Origin of the sequence: Roseobacter sp. HKCC-CH-9351, from assembly GCF_037830295.1 — a bacterium.
Classification (GTDB): Bacteria; Pseudomonadota; Alphaproteobacteria; order Rhodobacterales; family Rhodobacteraceae; genus M30B80.
The window spans coordinates 1,533,531-1,552,951 of record NZ_JBBLYM010000001.1; the positions used below are offsets into that span (position 1 = coordinate 1,533,531).

Genomic DNA, 19,421 nt, shown 5'->3' on the forward strand with positions numbered 1-19,421 from the left:
AAGACACAACGGCATTTCATGCATATCAACTTATTCAACTGGAAAGTATATTGACAGAACTACAAAGAAATATATCAATTGGATTGCCAGTTTATAATGGAAGCAGATATATAAAGGATACAATTCAGACCATTTTGAATCAAGATTATCCATTTTTTGAATTGATTTTGGCTGATAATTGTTCCAATGATATGACTGAGAAAATTTGTCGCGATGCAATGAGGGGCGATGAAAGGATAAGATATTATCGCCACAAATCCAATATTGGTTTTCTAAGTAATTTCTATTTTACATTACATAAAGCAAAATTTGATTGCTTTATGTGGATTGCAGCTGATGATCAGTTGGCCGATTCCACTTATCTTAGTAAACTTATTTCTGCTTTAGAAAATGATATTGATTATGTATTTCCAGAAGTGAAGGTTATAGACGAAAATAATAGCGTCATCGAAGGCGAGATTATGGATCCATTTCGCGATGCAAAAACTAAGTGGTCGTTCACTCTTGCGTCATTACGAGTAAACTCCTATCAGGTGTACGGCTTGTATCGGACAAAAGTGCTTAAAGCAGATTTTAGATACCTCGAGCGTTGTCGTTCAATGAAGTGCTTCGGTGAAGGGCTGTTTGTTCACGCTGTGAGTGCGACGAGGGTGGGTTTGTATGTTCCCGCAGCATGTAAGCTTTACAGGCGCCACGGCGCGAATATGTCTAGTGTTGTATCTGGAAAGCAGCAAATTCCAGATTTCATTAACTATTTTACCTACTCAATCTCCTATTTTTTGAGTTGCAAGCAATTTTCCGTCGGACAAAGATATACGCTTATTATTCATAAGTTTTTTATAGATATCCCATATTTTTCTTATATCTTTGCATCTGCCTTAATTGAATTATTAGGAATAAAGCGTTGCGTTAAAAAATTTATCGCTGGTTTAAGAAAATGAAAAAAGACCTCGATGGCATTGTGCACAAACAAAAAAGATCTAACGTTACTATTATTTTTCGGGGGGGGCTTGGAAATCAACTCTTTCAGTATGCAAATGGGTTGGGGCGTATAAAGAAAGGGGATAAAGTTGCATACAATGACATTTGGGGATTTTTGCGAGACAAAAGATTTCGTCGTAAGTTTGAATTGTCTAGCTGTAGGCCATTCAAATTTAAGATTTCTATTGGCTACTGCATCTACTTAGGTGTTTATAAATTTTCAGGATCTTTGAGTCACCTCCGAAGGTTGAGGAAAAAGTATGATATCGGCTATCATCAAATTATGCAGCAAGCTCTATGGACCTTAAAGTCTAACAAAAACAGTTTTTTGTTTTTAAGTTCTATTCACAGTCCATCAGTGGAAGGGGCGGCACTTCATTTTCGGATATTTAATGAAAATAAAAATAGCAAGGAAAATATTTCCACGTGTTATTTGAAAAAAGTAGAAAATATTCTTCGTGAACGAAAAATTTTTGTCTTGGACGTGTACACAGATAATGAAAAAATTGTTAAAACAATAATAAATGATGAGGACTTGTTCCGAGATTTTGAGGTTTTTTATTCAGGATCTAAAACTGCTGTGCTTGATCTGAGGCGTATATCTCGATATAAATATATTTTTTTATCGAATAGTACATTCAGCTTGTGGGTAGGGCTTGTGGCGGATTTTTTGGACGAACGAGAATGTATAATTTATTATCCCAATGCTACGTACACTGATTGGCGCTTCCCACGCCCTTGCTTCATGCCAGGAGATTGGGTGTCGCTTTGATTTATGACTGCTTCACATTGTTCAATGAGATTGAACTTTTAAAAATTCGTTTACGATATCTTTATCCCTGCGTGGAAAAATTTATTATTTGCGAGGCTAATAAAACTCACTCGGGAATAGATAAGCCTTTTAATTTTGAGGCGCATATTAACGAATTTGATGAATGGATCGATAAAATTATTTATGTAAGGATGGATATTAATTCTATACCTAAAACAAGTTGGCACCTGGAAAATAGTCAGCGTAACAAAACATTTGAGTATTTAAATCACATTTGCAGAGATGGCGACGTTGTACTAGTCTCTGATTTAGACGAATTTCCAGATGTTTCTAAGCTTCCAGCCAAACTAGAAGACGGCCAGGTGTATAGGTTTGTACAACACTTTCGGTTCTACCATTCCAACTGGCGCAGAAAATCTCTACCGTATTGGTTTGGTGGAACAGTTGCGGTACGATATAATACAATTAAAAACGGGTTACTAATTGATAAACCGTATGATTTTGGTCCTGGGTTTATTCCTTACTTGAACATCGGCGTTACGGCTACAAAGCTTCGTCTGTACCGTTACCCAAAATTAATTTTTAATGGCGGCTGGCATTTTTCGTACATGGGAGGGGCAGAGCGGGTATCTCAAAAGCTGAGTGCTTTTTCGCATCAAGAGTTGCCAACGTATTTTCGCGATGACAGTTATATAAAAGGGCGTTTGGAGTCCGGCATTGATGTACTCTCAAATGATAAACTAATAGCGGTAGATAGCCCGTTTGACCTTTTGAAGGATTTTGAAGGGCCTAACAGTAATCTGGGTTCGATTAACTTGATCACCAAATTTCTTGATAAGATTCTATTAATTAAGTTTTGGACCAAACTTCAGTTGAAAAAAATATTTAAGATATGAAAGCAACTATTTTGTATTTTGGGTTCGGAGATGAATGCTCTTCCTTAGGATCGCGTTATTATTCGCCCGCTGGGCAAGACCTATCATTATTTACTCTAGAGTTACTCCGTAGTTTTCACAAGGTCGAGTACATAGATTGTGGTGCGCAGCTTTCTACTAATAAGTGGGTTCATTTTTTATTTTTAAATTTAAAGATTTTATATTTACTGGCGAAAAAATCTGGCGGGCGTCAATGTTGTGTTTTTTACCATTCTTTAGCAATACTTCCCGCAATATCCCTAGCAAAATTTTGCGGAGCAAAACTTTTTGCTCAGATAAATGAAGTTTATAGTAATACTCCGGAATACAATGCCTGGCTCTTTCGATCCTTAGAGAGAAAGCTGCTTAGGGGCTTTTCATTTTATATTTTGAGTTCTGAGCTGTTAGCTGAAAAACTTGGAATCGATCGTAATCTAAATTTTTGTGTGCTTCCCGGGCCAATTAGGATTGATAAGAATTTTCAAGAGACAATTTTTATTAATAAAAAGACGATTAAATTAGTTTACATTGGTATAATTGACGATAAAAGTAAATCTGGTGCATTTGACGCGATTGAATTTTTTCACAATATTAGTCGATACCAGTGCCAGCTAGACATATATGGCTTTGGCAACGAAAGTTCTATTGATTTATTGAAAAGTAAACTGACGAGAAATGTGCGATTTATGGGAGCGTTAGCGCCTAACGAATTGGATGGTGTATTGGGCAACTATGATATCGGTTTAGCTTTACAAGATACCGATGCGGCCTTTTCTGCATCGTCGTATCCTAGCAAGGTATTAAAATATCTTTCGGCAGGCTTGCCAGTAATTGCGTCTCCCACTCCTGCAATTTTAAAAGATAATATTAATGATTCAATATCGTTGCTGCATGATTTTTGCGAGGCTGACACCTGTATTGATGTGTGTATTTCTTCTAGGCGCTCAGATCGTATGTCAGCGCTGGAATTATACCTAAATCAAGTAAAAAAATGCTTGTTTAAGGCTATTAATAATGGTTTTTAAATTCTTTGCTTACCGCGATTGGGCCATCAATTCAATCGATTGCAGCCAGTTGTCTGGGGAAATATTCAAGAATCCACAAAAAATTAATTGGCAAAAATTATCTAATCAAAATTTTGTTTTTGTGTTTATCGGTTGGAGTTGGATCGTTCCTTCTTCTTTCGTGCAGAACGAGTTGTGCCTTTGTTTCCACCCATCCGATCTTCCTGAATATCGTGGTGGATCACCAATTCAACACCAGGTCATAGATGGTGTGGAAAATACCTTCGCTTCAATGTTTCGGATGACCGAGCTGGTCGACGATGGCCCCGTTCTGGCAAAAGTACCAATTAATCTTTCGGGTTCAATAAGTGATATATTCGGTGAGCTTACTCGTTCGGCAAAGCTTTGTTTGAATATTTTGTCGGTTATGGATGATCTCGGTGAGAGATGTGACGCTCAAAAGATTAACACAAGGAGTGTGGGTGACTTGCGTCGGCGACGCACTTCCGAAATGTCAATAATTACACTGACTGAATTGGAGGAGATGTCATTTCGCCAACGATGTGATTTCATCAGGTGCCAACAAAGTCCTTATCCAGTAGCAAAACTTAAACTTCGCGACGGGACGTATGTTACTCTTTCAGGAGCGGTAGATGAAAGTAATGATGATACATGATGTGCGTGACGTGGACCCACATTTTTTTCCAAATCGATATAAGTTGCCGTCATTTCTTTCGAAATGTAATTTTTACAAAGGGCTTGAATCTTTAGGGAAAAATACATTAAATTCAAATTTCTATTCTATTCTCGATGCAATTAAATTTGGTAACTTTGACTACATTTTAACTTTTGATGATGGGCTGAAAGATCATTTGGAGGTCGCTCATTACCTCAATAAAAAAGAAATTTCTGCAATTTTTTTCGTACCAACTGATGTTTGCAGTGATCCCGCTACCTTTATTGACTCAAACTTAATACAGTTTGTTTTGGCAAGTGGCCCAGAAAATGAGATAATGTCAGATCTGATTGTATTTATGAAGAAAAGAGGTTTTACGGAACGTACATTAAGTCATTTCAAAAAATCGCGATGGACGAATAACACTTGGTCCAATGAGATGATTTTTGTCACGAGAGTATTGCGTGAATTTCCCAATGCAAAACTCCGTCAAACTGCGCTTGCTTTTTTAGCCGAAAAGTATATCCCAATTCCGCTTTGTGAGTTGCACTCTAAGCTATACTTGTCTTGGGGCGATATACATGAAATTCACGAACTAGGCCATTTCATTGGTTCGCATGGTGCAGCTTCATTTGACTATACTTTCCAAAGCTTTCCCGCAATAGAAGATGATCTTCGTAGGTCTAGCGCAGCTTTGAATCGTTTTCAGGGTCATACGACTTTATCCTACCCGAATGGTGGTTGTAATGAAACTGTGGCAGCATTAGTTCAACAATGCGGTTTTGAGGTTGCGTTCACAACAGAAGCACGCGAATTCATGCATAATGATTGTATTTTTAGAGTTCCTCGGTTTGATGCTTCGAAAGAGAGGATTTTTAGATGAAATTATGCAGTAGCAATTGAAATAGCACAAAGTGCACCTTTCCATCGTTGAAGCCTTAACGCTTTATCTTCACCTAAGTTACACTGCATCTCGTGCCTCGGATTGTATTGTGCTTTGGATCCATTTTTGCTTGTACTCCAATACGGTCAGGCTACACAGCGCATTAGCCTATCGGCCACCCACGCCAGAAAGTATCGTTCCGACGGACTAGACGCGTACAATGCAATAAGAAGTAAACTGAACCACTCTATGGGGGGCGCGTCAAAATATTCACATAGTTTTCAATGAGACCAGTGAGGTGCATCCACTCATTAACTTTTCACTTTGTACAGTACAACTTGAAAGTAATGTAAGGATGATGATAGAGAGTAAGCGGCTGGGTTTCTGACAGTGCCGGATACATAAATAATATTTTGCTACTTTTTTGTTAAGTGCCTGTGTAATTCTTCATCGCTTAAGTTGTTTGTTTTCCAACGAGGGAGAAACAGGTGAAAATTGCAGTACTCGGTGCAAGTGGAATGCTCGGTCATCAGTTATGTCGTCAATTATCTTCAATTCCTAACGTGACCGTTACTGCTGTAATGCGAGACCGAAGCACGGCAAATATCGTTTCACATCAAAACTGTAAAATACTTCGTTTGCAGGATTTTTCAAAAGAAGAAGTGCGGCGTCAGTTAGGTGGCCTTAAACCTGACTATGTTCTGAACTGTGTTGGCTTAGTGAAGCAGATTATACCACCAAATGATGACCAGATGTATTACTGGAACGCAATATTTCCGCACGAAGTTGCGGAAATTTGTTTGGTCAATGATATAAAATTTATAACATTTGGTACAGATTGCGTTTTTTCAGGAGTTACTGGAGACTATACTGTTTTCACTAAGAGTGATGCCACCGACATTTATGGGCGTTCTAAGTTTATGGGGGAGGTCAAGGACCTTCCAAACACGATGACTTTACGTTCGTCCATTGTCGGTCATGAAATTGACCGAAATTTAAGTTTATTAAATTGGTTTATGTCTAATAATCACGGTAAAGTTTTTGGGTTTCGGAATGTGTACTTTTCTGGCGTTGCAACAGCGCACCTGTCAAATATTATTGGTGATATTATAACGTCCAATTGGTTTGAGCCCGGTTTGCATCATATCGCTTCGGAAAGGATATCAAAGTTTGATTTTCTGATGTTAGTGCGCCAGATTTATAATCTTGATATTGAGGTAATTCAGACTGAAGAGCCTAGACTTGATAGAAGTTTAGTCGCTAAGGATAAGTTAGGCCATATCCAAATCAAGAAACCGTGGGCCGATCAACTGAAATTACAATTGCAGTCATGCCATGATATTGTAAGGAAATATCTGTGAGTTATAATCTCCCTGATCTTGACCAGAAATCTGTTTTAATCACTGGTGGTACTGGCTCATTTGGCCAAACGATGGTTCGTTCATTACTGTCACGTTTCTCATGCCACGTACGTGTTTATAGCCGTGATGAAAAAAAACAAGAAGACTTAAGAGTTAGCGTAAATTCGCCCAATCTGGAGACCGTTTTAGGAGACGTTCGTGATATTGACTCAGTACAGAACGTTATGCATGGCATTGATTATGTTTTCCATGCGGCTGCACTTAAGCAAGTTCCGTCTTGTGAGTTTCATCCGTTAGAGGCGGTCAAAACTAACGTTTTAGGCGCTAGCAATGTTTTGGATGCCGCCGTGCAAAGTGGCGTTCAAAGTGTGGTAGTGCTGAGTACTGATAAAGCCGTTTATCCAATCAATGCAATGGGTATGACAAAAGCATTGATGGAGAAACTAATGGTGGGCAAAGCGCGGCAGCATATGATGGCGAAGACTCGGTTTGCAGCAACGCGTTATGGTAACGTTATTGGATCGCGCGGGTCTGTAATACCCGTTTTTTTTGAGCAGATATCTTCGGGTAAACCCATTACGGTTACCAATCCATTAATGACTCGTTTTATGATGTCTTTGGAGGAGTCGGTGGATTTAGTACTACATGCCTTTGATCATGGGAGTAGTGGATCGATTTTTGTAAAAGACACTCCATCATGCGATATAATGACCTTAGTACATGCCGTATGCTCAATCATGGGGGTTGAAAATCACAAAATACGGTACATTGGAAATAGGCACGGAGAAAAACTTCATGAAGTTTTACTTTCTGTGGAAGAAATGAGAATTGTTGAGCAAAATGGAGACTTTTTTCGAGTGCCATTAGATACTCGAAACCTTTCTTACGATGATTATTTGTCGAAAGGTATGGAGGATTGGGGTGAAGATAAATCCTTTAATTCACAGAATTCACGACATTTAACTGTTGATGAAACTATTGAAGTACTTAAAAATGACAATCTAATTTCATCTCTACTTCGTTTTTATCTCTAATGCATGTTATCTTTGTTGTCAGTGATTTCAATAACAAAAATGGTGGAAAATCCCATGCTGCATTGGCTTATATAAAATGTGTGAGTGAGAAGCTTAGCTCTGTCGCAGTTATTTGTACAAATTTAGATCCTTATTTTCGTAGTGAACTAATCGAAAATGCTGGAGTTCTTGGAGAAAACTTGTATGAATTGTCGTTTTCGGATTTTTTATCGATTAGAAATGTTTTGAAATTTTTCAAAATTACACGGTGTGAAAATGTAAAGATGCATTTTCATGGTGTCTTTGATTTATTGTCAAATTTTTTAATGCTTTTGTGTCCATGTGATTTTTTTATTTCTCCACACGGAATGTTAAATAACTACGGTATGCGTGATAATAAAAAAAAGAAATTATTTTATAATTTTTACTTAAGGCATATGATTGCTCGATCTTCTGGCTTAATATTTACATCAAGTGATGAATATGAGCAGACAATGAGTCATGTAACTCAACTTAAGTCTACATTTGTTGTTCCAATTCCGGTGTTTGTGAGGCCGTCTTTGGAACATGCGGATAACAGTGTAAGCACAACGAGCCACATCATCGAAGATAAGCAATCGCAAATACTCCATGTCGGTACAATTGGTCGAATTCATGAGGTAAAAAATTTAGAAAATTTGCTAATCGCTATCTGCCGCGATCAGAAGTTCTTACTATCTGTTGCCGGTGATGGAGAGGTATCTTACTTGCTGCAACTGCGATATCTTGCAGATAAATTAGGAATTGGCGATAGAGTTAAGTGGCTTGGCTTAGTTGACGAAACGGCAAAACACGAAATGCTTTCTAATTTGGATTTGTATGTTCAAGTTTCCTGGTCTGAAAGCTTTGGTTTGGCTGCGGTAGAGGCCGCTGCCGCTGGGGTGCCAGTCCTTTGCTCATCGAGGGTTGCAATTGCTCGTGAACTATTCGAAATGGGAGCGTGTAAAATCTGTGAGCCATCATCCCAAAGTATATACGAAGCTCTGCTAGGATTTTCAAATTTAAAGGCGCTAGGAAGCTTAAGTACTTTTTCTGCACCCGCCGAAGTCAGGGAGCATTTTTCTGCCGCTGCTATTGGAGATTCACTAAAATACGTATATGAACTTCCAAGGGTATAAATATCAGCAAGATAGCATTCGAAATAGTGTTTTAAAAATTTACAATCGGGCTGGAGATGGTTTTGAATAATAATTCGTATAATTCTAAGTCAGTTGTCGTTACTGGGGGGGCTGGATTTATTGGATCACATTTGAGCGAAACCTTATTGTCCCAGGGGCACAACGTAATTTGTGTTGATAACTTTTTGACTGGTTCGCGAAATAATCTTCTCCATCTCCTTGAGAATGAGCGGTTTGAAATTCTGCGCCACGATGTGATATTTCCACTCTACGTTCAAGCTAATGAAATATATAATCTAGCTTGCCCAGCATCTCCGGTTCATTATCAAACCGATCCAGTTCAAACTATAAAAACAAACGTTAATGGAGCCATTAACATGCTTGGATTGGCTAAGCGAGTTAACGCGAGGATCCTGCAAGCATCTACCAGTGAAGTTTATGGGGACCCAGTGATACATCCCCAGAATGAGTTATACTGGGGCAATGTCAATCCGATTGGTGTTCGCGCTTGTTATGATGAAGGAAAGAGATGCGCTGAAACACTATTTTTTGATTACCACCGGCAGCATAACGTAGATATTCGTGTCGCAAGGATCTTCAATACTTATGGGCCGCGGATGCAGCCAAATGACGGAAGAGTGGTAAGTAATTTTATTATGCAAGCACTGAGTGGTAACGATATCACAATATTTGGCGATGGCAGCCAAACAAGATCGTTTTGTTACGTCGATGATCTCGTGTCGGGTCTGGTCAGGCTTATGAACTATAGCCAGAGTGAGGTGACACCTGTGAATTTGGGAAATCCATCAGAGTGTACAATATTAGAGCTGGCCGAAAAGATTCTTAATTTGTCAGGTAGTAAGTCGTCGATATCATTTGTAAAATTACCTAGCGATGACCCCAAAAGAAGACGGCCGGCGATAGATAAAGCGATATCTGAATTGTCGTGGAAGCCAGAAGTTTCATTAGATGATGGAATATTAGAAACAATTAAGTATTTTAAATTTATTTGCAACTAATTCTCGAATATTTTATGATTTAATATGGAAAAAATTGTATTTTTAGTGACCGGTTCTTCCGGAATGGTTGGTTCTCGTGTCGTAAGAGATTTATCGCGCAGGGATGATGCTCGAGTAATCGCCGTGGATCGGGTGGCTCCTGTGCGTGAACTTGAAAATGTCGACTACTTGACCATGGATTGGATGAGTAAAGGCACAATTGAAGCAATATCAGAAATTTCACATAAAATTGACTACATAATCCATCTCGCTGCTGTGACAGATTTGAATGGTCGTTGTCTTGGTCATTATGATTTTAATTATTTGTCAATTCTTAAAGTTAAGGAGCTATCTGATTTATTTTCCGTGAAAAGAGTTGTATTTTCGTCAACCCAATTAGTAAAAAATATATGGTTGGAGGAAGATGCTCCTCCCTTGACGTTTTATGGAGAAAGTAAGCGGATAGCTGAATTTCTGATTAGTTCACTTCTTCCTAATAAGGCAGTTATAGTTCGATTGACTACCGTTTGGGGAGAAGGCCACAATCAACATTACGATCGTTTTATTCATTACCTGAGAAGAGGTTTTTATTTCCACATGGGCACAAGCCCCGTATATAAGAGCTACAGCTACATTGGTAATTGCGCATATCAAATTATCAATATTTGTCAGAATGATAAATCAAATTTTAAAAACAAAGCTTTTTATATTTGCGATCCTGAGCCGATAGAAATCCGAAAGTATGTGGATGATATCTGCGCGCAGATTGGCGCCAAGAGGCCAATGACTTTACCTCGCAGCCTGTCTATACTTTTTGCTATGGGTGGAGATGCTTTGAACAAAATAGGTATTAATTTTCCATTCAATTCATACAGGTTAAACAACATTATTTGCTGTTACATTTACGAAAACCAGGAGTTGCATGAGATGGTCGTAGATTTGCCGTATACCTATGAAAGCGCTATGGAAGAATACGGCCTATGGTTGAGAACAAAAGAGTAAATAATAGCTCAAGGACTAAATTGTGACCATTATTTTAGGACTAAATTGCTATCACCCAGATTCCTCTGCTTGCCTACTTGTAGACGGAAAGCTTGTTGGCGCAGTAGCTGAAGAGAGATTAGGCCAGCGGCAAAAACATTCGGCAGATTTTCCTATAAATGCGATCAAATGGCTTATGACTGAAAATGGAATTTCGCTTAATGATGTTAATTCCATAGCGGTTTCTCGAAATCCGGCGGTTAATCTTTATCAAAAGGCTAAGTTTGCCTCTAAGTACCCTTCTGCTAGTATTGATAATATTCTTAATCGCTTTTTTCGTAGGTCTTCTCCAAATAATCCCTTTAAAGAGATCCAGGAACATCTGGGTGGTACATATAGTCCTGTCCGTCAAAAGTTAATCCCAGTTGAACATCATGTTGCCCATGCGGCCAGTGCATATTTAGCATCCCCCTTTAAAGAAAAAACGCTCAGCTTCTCCTATGATGGCTCTGGTGATTTCGTATCGTCTATGATTGCTTTATGCGAAAATGGTAACATTTCTTCATCTAAGAAAGATTTCGTTCCCAACAGCTTAGGGCACTTTTACACGGCATTATCTCAGTTTGTTGGCTTTGATCAATTTGGCGAAGAGTACAAAGTTATGGGGTTGGCGCCTTATGGCGAACCCAGATTTGTCGATGAGTTAAGCAAGGTTATTTCAGTAACGAGCCGGCACAGTGTTAAGATAGATGATAGTTTCTTCCGGTTTGACGATCTGCTTAGAGCAAGTTTAAGAGATGCAGAAGGAGTGTGGTCCGTACCAACGTTGTACTCCGAAAAGCTAACTTCATTGCTCGGAAAGAGTAGGGCAAGAGGCTCTGATATCCAACAAGTCTACATGGATATTGCTCGTTCTGCGCAAGTTGCTTTTCAAAATGCTGCTTTAAAAATGGTTGCACATCATCTTGAAAAAACTTCGGTGAAACATCTTGTTTTATCAGGTGGTTGTGCTCTAAATGGCGTTGTCAACGGTTTGATCAGCAAGTCGTTTCCTGAAGTGCAATTTTATGTGCCTCCAGCAGCTGGTGACGACGGAACTGCAGTCGGCGCTGCACTTTATGCAGGTCGCATGCAAAATCCCCAGCGCGACCGCTTTGTGATGGACAGCGCGTTTTGGGGCCCTGAGTATTCCTCTTCGCGAGTAATAGCTGCAATAACTGAACGAAATCTTAATTTTATTGAAGCCAAAGATAAGTTCCATGCAGCGGAGCTTACGGCAAGCTATTTAGCTGAAGGCTTAGTTTGTGGATGGTATCAAGGACGTTCAGAGTGGGGGGCGCGAGCGCTCGGAAACAGATCCATTCTTGCAGATCCTGCAATCAAAAACATGAAAGACATCATCAACAAGAAAATAAAAAAGCGAGAAAGTTTCCGTCCCTTCGCTCCGTCTATTCTGGAGGAAGACGTGACTGAGTATTTTGAATATCCGGTATCAAGCCCGTTTATGACACATGTTGTTCCATTTAAAGAGAAGTGGCGAAGTGTGTTCCCTGCGGTAGTGCATGTAGACGGAACCGGACGAGTGCAAACTGTAAACAAAAATTTTAATGAACTATATTATCATTTGATCAGTTGCCTTAAGAAACAAACTGGCCATGGCGTCGTTCTGAACACCAGTTTTAATGAAAATGAACCAATTGTTGATACGCCAGAGCAAGCAATTGCATGTTTTCTTCGGACCGACATGGATGTGTTGGTCATGGATAAGTTTATAGTAAGAAAATCAGAGCGCCCTTAACAGATATGTGTGGTATATTTGCCGAATTTTCGTTGCATTCAAATGCTAAGGATATCGAGAGGAACTTATTCCGTGCTCTAAAGCATCTGGCTCGGCGGGGTCCTGATGGCAATGGTATTTGGATTTCTCAATGTGGACGGGCAGGGCTTGGTCATACTCGTCTTTCTATTATCGACATCAGTGATCGTGCTGCCCAGCCAATGGTCACCGCCGATAGTATGTACGCCATTTCATTTAATGGAGAAGTATATAATTATATCGAGCTAAGAAAGCTGCTTGAAGAAAAGGGTCACGAGTTCAAATCGTTTTCAGACAGTGAAGTTCTTCTGAAAATGTATGTCGAGTATGGCGCTAATATGTTTTCGTATCTTGAGGGGATGTATGCATTCGTCATTTGGGATGAAGTCAAGCAGTCTCTAGTCGCTGCCAGAGATCCTTACGGAATAAAGCCACTTTACATGGCCCAATTGGAAGATCAATTTATGTTCTCTTCCACCTTTAAGGCTATTTTAGCTGATCCTCGCTGCGATTTTGAAATAAACAACGCGGCAATAGAACATTTCCAAGCCTTTGGCCATGTGCTCCAATCTGAAACTATTTCGAAAAACGTTTGCGCAGTACCAGCAGGGAGCATTTTGGAAATCACATCTGATGGAGAGGTGAAGGTCCGCAAACATACGGATATTTTCGAAAAAATTGATCGAAGCTCAAAATACTCCTGTGTAGAACGCGAGATGAACTTGTCTGAGGCGATTGAAAATACTGTACGAAAACATTTAGTCTCCGACGTACCAATTGGCATATTGCTGTCTGGTGGTGTGGATTCAGCAGTTATATCTGAGTTTGCCGTTAGAAATTGTACGTCGCAGCTGACAGCTTTGACTATATTATTCGAGGGTCTAGAACAGACGCCATTTGACGAAGTGGAGCGAGCCGCAACAATTGCAGCCTCGTTGGGTTTGTCGCACAAAGTTCGTAAGGTAAGCGTCGAGGAGGTGGTAAGTGACTTACCAAAGATCATCCGATCAATGGACCTTCCAAGTACCGACGGTATTAATACTTGGTTTGCAGCGAAATTTGCAGCAGAATTGGGTATAAAGGTTGTGTTGTCTGGGGTAGGGGGAGATGAGCATTTTTACGGCTATCCATCATTTAAATTGGCCCCCAGATTATATAAAATCTGTAGATTTTTAGAAAAGCTACTATTGAATTTTATAAATATAAAATATTTTAGTGAGTTTTTGTTTAGTTCTGGTGTTTTAAAAAATGAAAAAATAAAATACTTGCTAGAAAAGCCTAGTTCTCTCGAAAATATTTGGGGTTTGGTGCGTTGTATTGATCCTCAAAAGTATTCTGCAGGTAATTTTGATCAAATATTGAATAAAATTTCTCATAATTTTGCTTCCCCTTTGGATACGGTTCAAGCCTTGGAGATAGAGTTTTATCTTTCAAGTAAGCTCCTTCGTGACGCTGATTGGGCGGCAATGGCCCATTCGGTTGAACTTCGTACCCCTCTGGTTGACTATAGATTTTTAAATGAACTTTCTCGTGTAACGACAAAAAATATTTCAAAATCAGACTTAATAAAATGTATCAAAAGTAAGAATTTGAGATCTTTAATGCGTAGACCAAAGGTTGGGTTTCAAGTGCCCTACCGAGACTGGTTAAACAGAATTGGTCGCCCAGTCACAGCTTCATCCGGGATCAAAGAGTGGGCTGAATTTATTTTGCATGAATATAGAAGCAGCTTAAAGGTTCTCGATGCCTAGAGACCTGATATTTTTGGCAAATGATTGCTTTGACGCAATGGGTGGAATTGCACATTACAATCGAAACTTCTGTTATATCGCATCAAGGGCATTGAGAGGCTCTCAGTTAGTGTTTGTTTCAAGGTCAAACAAAGCTTCAAGAGTTGACCACAATTCAGGCGCGATCGTAAAAACGATCAATCCCAAGCAGAAATTTTTATATACTCTTCATTCATTGATTTCAGCCTATCGTATGAAGAAGAAGCTCGTGGTGGTCTGTGGTCATATGAATTTGCTCCCTGTGGCTGCTTTGATGAAGCTAGTGTCCGGGTGTAACATAGTTTTACAAATCCACGGGGTAGAGGCATGGTCGCCAGGTAATAATATAAAAAAAATAATAATTAAAAATTATGTTGATTGTGTGCTTAGTGTAAGTCACGTAACAGCCACTCGTTTCAAAGCTTGGTCAAATTACAGGGAGCCTATCAGTATTGTATCGAATTGTATTAATGTGAAAGAATATCGCGAACACATTGTCCTTGATGAAACAAAAATTTCACCAATTCAAAATTTTGCTCAAGGCCGAAAAATTATAATGTTTCTGGGTCGGTTGGATGAACGAGAGCGCTACAAGGGTGTTGATGAACTTATATCTGTATTTGTAAATTATCCATCACTATCACAAAGGGCGTGCTATATTGTTTGCGGTGGTGGAAGCGACCTACAACGTTTGAAGGCAAAAGTTCATACGTTGGGACTATCAGAGACAATAAAATTTACCGAATTTGTCGACGATTGGAGTAAGAAAGACTTACTAAAAATATGTGATGCTTTTGTCCTTGCTGGATTTGGTGAAGGTTTCGGAATAACACTTTTGGAGGCGATTGCATCTGGCGCACCCGTTGTAGCGTCGTCATTGGATGGAACTCATGAAGCGATCTTGGAGGGCGAGCTTGGGATCGCTGTGGATCCTAGTGATACAGATGCTTTGCACGGGGCATTAATGAAATGCTTTGCCAGCGGCCGCCACAATAACGACAAGATCATGCACTTTGACATTGATAGGTCTAAAGATCGGTATGCGGCACTTTTTATTAAAATTTTCCAGTGATCCTTTTCATTTTTAATTATTGCAATAAGATAACTATCTCGGATCGATTAAACAAGCTTAACTATCAATATTTTAAGATATTCATGCCTAAAATTTACATGTTCCGTAAAGCTCAAATGGAAAATAATGGGCCACAAAAACAGGGGGCGGGGGTATGATAAATTTTGGGACCGTTATATTCAGGTTAAAAAGGTTTTTTCGCGCAATATTATATGGATTTTTCTATATTGGTTTTCAAAAATTTAAACCTCCAAGAAGAATACTCTGCAACTATAAGTTAGTAGATTTAGAAATTCCACAAGACGTGGCGTCATATCAAAGCTTTATAGAAATATTTTTAGATGATACATATTTTTTAAAATCGGCAGACCTGCCGTCACAAGGTGTAATTGTTGATATTGGTGGAAATATCGGTCTTTTTGCAATTTATGCTAAGATTATACACCAAAAATTTAAAATATACTCAATTGAACCCAATACAAATGTATTGCCAGTATTAGAAAAAAATTCAAAATTTTTTGATTTTAAAGTTATACCTGTTGCAATAACAGAGAGCCATCAGTCAATCAAAATTATCGAAGGCGAAGAGAGCCATTTGATGGCGAGAACTCAGACGGATTGTAATGGTGAGCAAATAGGTATTCCATTCCAAGACATTTTGGCGTTGGTTGGGGGTAAAATAGATTTTTTAAAAATGGATTGTGAGGGCGCAGAGTGGGACGTATTTTCAAGCGATGTTGATTGGCAAAGGGTGCGTTATATCTCCCTTGAATATCATGAATTGGGCGTGGGGAAAAAATTTCCTGATGCCGTTGACGCACTTCATAAAAATGGATTTGATGTTTTGTGTGTTAATAACTTGAGTGGTTATGGCATGATTTTTGCAAAAAACACTAATTTTAGGGGCTAAATATATTAACAATTTTCAAAATCCAGGGCATTTATTTTCTCGCAAATATTATTGTGAGTTTTATTTTTTTGTGGGGATTGCCTGTTGGATCTTATGCAATTTACTTTTTTTGCACAAGCTTCACAGCTATCACTGCAGTGCTTTGCGATTTGGGTCTTTCACAGTCTTTAGTTAATCGTAGCGCTTCTATGTCGAATAATAGGTATGGAGTGATTTCTTCCTATAAAAGTGCATCACTTATCAGTGGGTTTTATGTGTTTTTGCCGATTTTAGGATTTATTATATTGTATGGTGTGTTTGGAAACTCATTTTCATATATCCGAGAAAATTTCTACTTAGTTCTATTATCTATTTTTATTGGCGCAGCTCAAAGCCAGCTCCAGATGCTTAGATCCATATTTATTGGTTTGCGTGACAATAAAATGCAGGCGATAAGCTATTTGAGTGAGGCTGGCGTTCGGATGATTTTATCTCCACTAATTCTATACTTTTCAAACGCTAGCATCGCACTTCTGATAAACCTCTTAGCAATAATTTTAACAGCTTTAACCGTGCTTAAAATATCTCGTTTTCCCAAAATTGAAAATACTCCGTTGATTATTGAAAGTTGGGCATTAATCAAAGAGAGTTTTCCTTTAGCCCCAATGCAGGCATATTATATCATCCAGAACCAAATTCCACCTTTCTTAATTGCCTATTTTGGGATTACTACAGACTTGGCGTCGTATGGTGCATTGGGGCGCATTCTGATAGGATTTTCGTTTGTGTCAGTCGTATTGGCTACATATTTGCAGCCTATTTTTGCAAAACAGGATATGCTGGCAGTATCAATCAAACGCCTTTGGCAGATATCGCTGTCTTGGACATTGATATCATGTACATTGATATTGATTGGAGCTTACTTACCACAAATGCCATTATTTGTTTTGGGAGCTCAGTATAGTGGCCTTGTAGACGAAGTATTTTTTACTATCCTAGTTGGATGTGTAACAGTCTTTGGAGTGATATTTTACTGTATGGCTCTATCGGTTGCTAATAGAAATGCCCAGTACTTAGCTATTTTTCCCTGCATGTTTTTACAGCTCGTAACAATCTTGAGTGTTGACGAGTTTTCTGTCGTCAATGCTACTTTGATTTCCCTTGCTCCATCCATAGGGTATATGGTTTTCCAAATTGCGATCGGAATGCACGCACTATTTTTTCTGAAAAAGGTCAAGTAGCGTTGTCGCGGAGTATTGATATTAGCGTTGTTACCGTAGTGAAAAATAATGTTAGTGGCATCTCGCGCACCATTGACAGCACAGCGCGCCAAACAAATGTCAATATTGAGCACGTGATCATTGATGGTGGCTCCACGGACGGAACACTTGATGTGATAAATCTTGCAAAACAACCGCGCAACATCTCCCGTCTTCTGGTAAGTGAAGAAGATAATGGAATTTATGACGCTTTGAATAAAGGAATTTCGAGATGCAAAGGAGATTTAGTGGCAATACTCCATTCTGGAGATACTTATCTTTCCAACAACACTTTGCACGAAATAGTTCAAAAATTTAGAGCAGTTGATAGCGTAGACTTTTTATACGGTGATGCAGTATTTGTTAACATAAATGGTAAAGTTTCTAGATATTATAAGTCATATAATAATTTCAAATTTTTTATGAATTTCGGATTAATGCCGGCGCACACATCTCTCGTGGTGAGAAAAAGTGTTTTCCAAAAAATTGGTACCTACGAAGACAAGTACAAAGTCGCGGGTGATTATGACTTTTTTGTACGTCTTTATTTGGATAACGCTTTAAGAGGTGTATATTTGAAAGCTCCGTTGGTAGTGATGTTAGACGGAGGTGTAAGTACTTCTGGAATTACAAGCAATAAAACTATTTATCACGAAAAGAGAGAGATATTAAAGCAAAAAAATATTAAATTTGGTATATTACGGATTTTGCTGAGGTATTTGTTTGTTGTAATCGAAAAAATTTACCTTTTTTTGTATCTCTATAATAAGAGAAATTTATGAATATAGCATTTTTGATGAATGACTTTAAGCCGAGTTTTTGCGGAGTGTCAGATTATTGCGTTAGTCTTGCGGATGATTTCAACAAAAATGGTCATAATGCAGTTTTAGTTGACGTAAGTTACGACTTTTATAACTTTAAGGTGTTTGACATTAAGGATGGCAGGCCCATCTTGCGTGACAACTATCAAGGATATAACTTTTTCTGCCAATTTGACTATGTGCTAGTCCAATATACGCCATTTATGTATTCAAAAAGCTGGTTAAGCAATCGATTCCGTGTGGTCAGGCTTGCCCGGCGTATTTCAAAATTAAATGCACGAGTTATGGTCACTCTGCATGAGGGGTATGAGTTTTTTGGCGGCTCTTCTAAAGAATTTCTCTTGGCTTCTATCATTAATCTTGAAATATTATGGCTCTCAATTTATTCGTACTTTTTTGTGACGAGCTCAGAACCTCTTCTTCGTAAGCACAAAAAATACAAATTCTTTTGTGATATTCGTTGGTTGCCGATTAGTTCAAATTTTCCAAGATTGCAAAATAAAAAATCAAAAAATTTACCATACCCGTCGGTGAATGGAATATGTATTTTTGGGGGGGCGAATAATCTCAGGCATGCTTTTAAGCATGTTCTTGTTCTTCAAGATTATTTGGCGCAACAGAATATTGAGTTTCAATGGATGGTATTGGGGGCTGTAGATGCAGATTTGCTTGATCAGATGAATGAACCAATTATTTATGGTCCTTTATCTGCGGATGATGTATCGAACGTGTTGTCGTCCGCAAGGGTTTTTCTTATGCCGAATGTTCACGGAGTTAGTTTGAAGCGAGGCACTCTGATGGCGGCTATGCAGCATGGCTTGCCTGTCGTTGGAACTGCTGGTGTGATGACAGACCCATTGCTGCGCACAATCGAAGGAATAAAGCTTTTTGAGCTCAATGACTTTGCGTCATTTTGTGAAGCTGTTAAGACTATCCTTGTGGAAGATTTTCAATATCGAGAACTTGGATCCTCGAACATCGACGATTATCAAAGATATTTTTCAAGTGAAGTAAGATACAATTTGTTGTGTGGGTATCTTAAAGGTTTAGGGTAA

General features: G+C 38.8%; 18 protein-coding genes. All 18 read left to right on the plus strand.

What is annotated here, in order from left to right:
- The first annotated feature begins 50 nt into the window (after nucleotides 1-50).
- The 18 genes from AAC632_RS07745 to AAC632_RS07830 all read left to right on the plus strand — a co-directional run bounded on the left by AAC632_RS07745 (nucleotide 51) and on the right by AAC632_RS07830 (nucleotide 19,421).
- Complete coding sequence (locus AAC632_RS07745; protein WP_340297139.1) at nucleotides 51-941, plus strand: glycosyltransferase family 2 protein; 891 nt, start codon at nucleotides 51-53, stop codon at nucleotides 939-941.
- Nucleotides 938-1,753, plus strand: coding sequence for a hypothetical protein (locus AAC632_RS07750; protein ID WP_340297137.1), 816 nt, complete (start codon nucleotides 938-940; stop codon nucleotides 1,751-1,753). The genes AAC632_RS07745 and AAC632_RS07750 overlap by 4 nt, the downstream gene beginning before the upstream one ends.
- Nucleotides 1,750-2,649 (plus strand): hypothetical protein, encoded by a 900-nt coding sequence (locus AAC632_RS07755; RefSeq protein WP_340299916.1) that lies wholly within the window; start codon nucleotides 1,750-1,752, stop codon nucleotides 2,647-2,649. The genes AAC632_RS07750 and AAC632_RS07755 overlap by 4 nt, the downstream gene beginning before the upstream one ends.
- The gene (locus AAC632_RS07760; RefSeq protein WP_340297133.1) at nucleotides 2,646-3,692 is read left to right on the plus strand and encodes a glycosyltransferase; all 1,047 of its coding nucleotides are present in this window, start codon (nucleotides 2,646-2,648) and stop codon (nucleotides 3,690-3,692) included. The genes AAC632_RS07755 and AAC632_RS07760 overlap by 4 nt, the downstream gene beginning before the upstream one ends.
- Complete coding sequence (locus AAC632_RS07765; protein WP_340297131.1) at nucleotides 3,682-4,347, plus strand: formyltransferase family protein; 666 nt, start codon at nucleotides 3,682-3,684, stop codon at nucleotides 4,345-4,347. The genes AAC632_RS07760 and AAC632_RS07765 overlap by 11 nt, the downstream gene beginning before the upstream one ends.
- Complete coding sequence (locus AAC632_RS07770; RefSeq protein ID WP_340297129.1) at nucleotides 4,325-5,230, plus strand: polysaccharide deacetylase family protein; 906 nt, start codon at nucleotides 4,325-4,327, stop codon at nucleotides 5,228-5,230. The genes AAC632_RS07765 and AAC632_RS07770 overlap by 23 nt, the downstream gene beginning before the upstream one ends.
- Nucleotides 5,231-5,718: 488 nt before the next feature.
- A complete protein-coding gene (locus AAC632_RS07775) occupies nucleotides 5,719-6,591 on the plus strand; it encodes a sugar nucleotide-binding protein (protein ID WP_340297127.1) in 873 nt (290 codons plus the stop codon).
- On the plus strand, nucleotides 6,588-7,625 hold the full coding sequence (locus AAC632_RS07780) for a polysaccharide biosynthesis protein (RefSeq protein ID WP_340297125.1): 1,038 nt from the start codon (nucleotides 6,588-6,590) through the stop codon (nucleotides 7,623-7,625). The genes AAC632_RS07775 and AAC632_RS07780 overlap by 4 nt, the downstream gene beginning before the upstream one ends.
- A complete protein-coding gene (locus tag AAC632_RS07785; RefSeq protein ID WP_340297123.1) occupies nucleotides 7,625-8,761 on the plus strand; it encodes a glycosyltransferase in 1,137 nt (378 codons plus the stop codon). The genes AAC632_RS07780 and AAC632_RS07785 overlap by 1 nt, the downstream gene beginning before the upstream one ends.
- Before the next feature lie 56 nt (nucleotides 8,762-8,817).
- Nucleotides 8,818-9,780, plus strand: a complete 963-nt coding sequence (locus tag AAC632_RS07790; protein ID WP_340299905.1) for a UDP-glucuronic acid decarboxylase family protein — start codon at nucleotides 8,818-8,820, stop codon at nucleotides 9,778-9,780.
- 24 nt (nucleotides 9,781-9,804) lie between these two features.
- Nucleotides 9,805-10,761 carry an NAD-dependent epimerase/dehydratase family protein gene (locus AAC632_RS07795; protein WP_340297119.1) on the plus strand — a complete coding sequence of 319 codons (957 nt, stop codon included), beginning with the start codon at nucleotides 9,805-9,807 and terminating at the stop codon, nucleotides 10,759-10,761.
- Nucleotides 10,762-10,783: 22 nt separating this feature from the next.
- Entirely contained in the window at nucleotides 10,784-12,538 is a 1,755-nt protein-coding gene (locus AAC632_RS07800; protein ID WP_340297117.1) for a carbamoyltransferase family protein, read from the plus strand.
- A gap of 5 nt (nucleotides 12,539-12,543) precedes the next feature.
- The gene (asnB, locus tag AAC632_RS07805) at nucleotides 12,544-14,307 is read left to right on the plus strand and encodes an asparagine synthase (glutamine-hydrolyzing) (protein ID WP_340297115.1); all 1,764 of its coding nucleotides are present in this window, start codon (nucleotides 12,544-12,546) and stop codon (nucleotides 14,305-14,307) included.
- Nucleotides 14,300-15,397 carry a glycosyltransferase family 4 protein gene (locus tag AAC632_RS07810; RefSeq protein WP_340297113.1) on the plus strand — a complete coding sequence of 366 codons (1,098 nt, stop codon included), beginning with the start codon at nucleotides 14,300-14,302 and terminating at the stop codon, nucleotides 15,395-15,397. Before asnB ends, AAC632_RS07810 begins: the two co-directional genes overlap by 8 nt.
- A 154-nt stretch (nucleotides 15,398-15,551) precedes the next feature.
- Entirely contained in the window at nucleotides 15,552-16,307 is a 756-nt protein-coding gene (locus AAC632_RS07815) for an FkbM family methyltransferase (RefSeq protein ID WP_340297112.1), read from the plus strand.
- Between the two features lie 11 nt (nucleotides 16,308-16,318).
- Nucleotides 16,319-17,527 (plus strand): oligosaccharide flippase family protein, encoded by a 1,209-nt coding sequence (locus tag AAC632_RS07820; protein WP_340299917.1) that lies wholly within the window; start codon nucleotides 16,319-16,321, stop codon nucleotides 17,525-17,527.
- A 2-nt stretch (nucleotides 17,528-17,529) separates the two neighbouring features.
- A complete protein-coding gene (locus tag AAC632_RS07825) occupies nucleotides 17,530-18,327 on the plus strand; it encodes a glycosyltransferase family 2 protein (protein ID WP_340297111.1) in 798 nt (265 codons plus the stop codon).
- Nucleotides 18,324-19,421 carry a glycosyltransferase gene (locus tag AAC632_RS07830; protein WP_340297109.1) on the plus strand — a complete coding sequence of 366 codons (1,098 nt, stop codon included), beginning with the start codon at nucleotides 18,324-18,326 and terminating at the stop codon, nucleotides 19,419-19,421. Before AAC632_RS07825 ends, AAC632_RS07830 begins: the two co-directional genes overlap by 4 nt.

Excerpts from the sequence above, each read along its gene's own strand:
- AAC632_RS07750 (WP_340297137.1), top strand. The coding sequence starts at position 938 with ATGAAAAAAGACCTCGATGGCATTGTGCACAAACAAAAAAGATCTAAC.
- AAC632_RS07760 (WP_340297133.1), top strand. The coding sequence starts at position 2,646 with ATGAAAGCAACTATTTTGTATTTTGGGTTCGGAGATGAATGCTCTTCC.
- AAC632_RS07765 (WP_340297131.1), top strand. The coding sequence starts at position 3,682 with ATGGTTTTTAAATTCTTTGCTTACCGCGATTGGGCCATCAATTCAATC.
- AAC632_RS07770 (WP_340297129.1), top strand. The coding sequence starts at position 4,325 with ATGAAAGTAATGATGATACATGATGTGCGTGACGTGGACCCACATTTT.
- AAC632_RS07785 (WP_340297123.1), top strand. The coding sequence starts at position 7,625 with ATGCATGTTATCTTTGTTGTCAGTGATTTCAATAACAAAAATGGTGGA.
- AAC632_RS07790 (WP_340299905.1), top strand. The coding sequence starts at position 8,818 with ATGGTTTTGAATAATAATTCGTATAATTCTAAGTCAGTTGTCGTTACT.
- AAC632_RS07795 (WP_340297119.1), top strand. The coding sequence starts at position 9,805 with ATGGAAAAAATTGTATTTTTAGTGACCGGTTCTTCCGGAATGGTTGGT.
- asnB (WP_340297115.1), top strand. The coding sequence starts at position 12,544 with ATGTGTGGTATATTTGCCGAATTTTCGTTGCATTCAAATGCTAAGGAT.
- AAC632_RS07810 (WP_340297113.1), top strand. The coding sequence starts at position 14,300 with ATGCCTAGAGACCTGATATTTTTGGCAAATGATTGCTTTGACGCAATG.
- AAC632_RS07815 (WP_340297112.1), top strand. The coding sequence starts at position 15,552 with ATGATAAATTTTGGGACCGTTATATTCAGGTTAAAAAGGTTTTTTCGC.
- AAC632_RS07830 (WP_340297109.1), top strand. The coding sequence starts at position 18,324 with ATGAATATAGCATTTTTGATGAATGACTTTAAGCCGAGTTTTTGCGGA.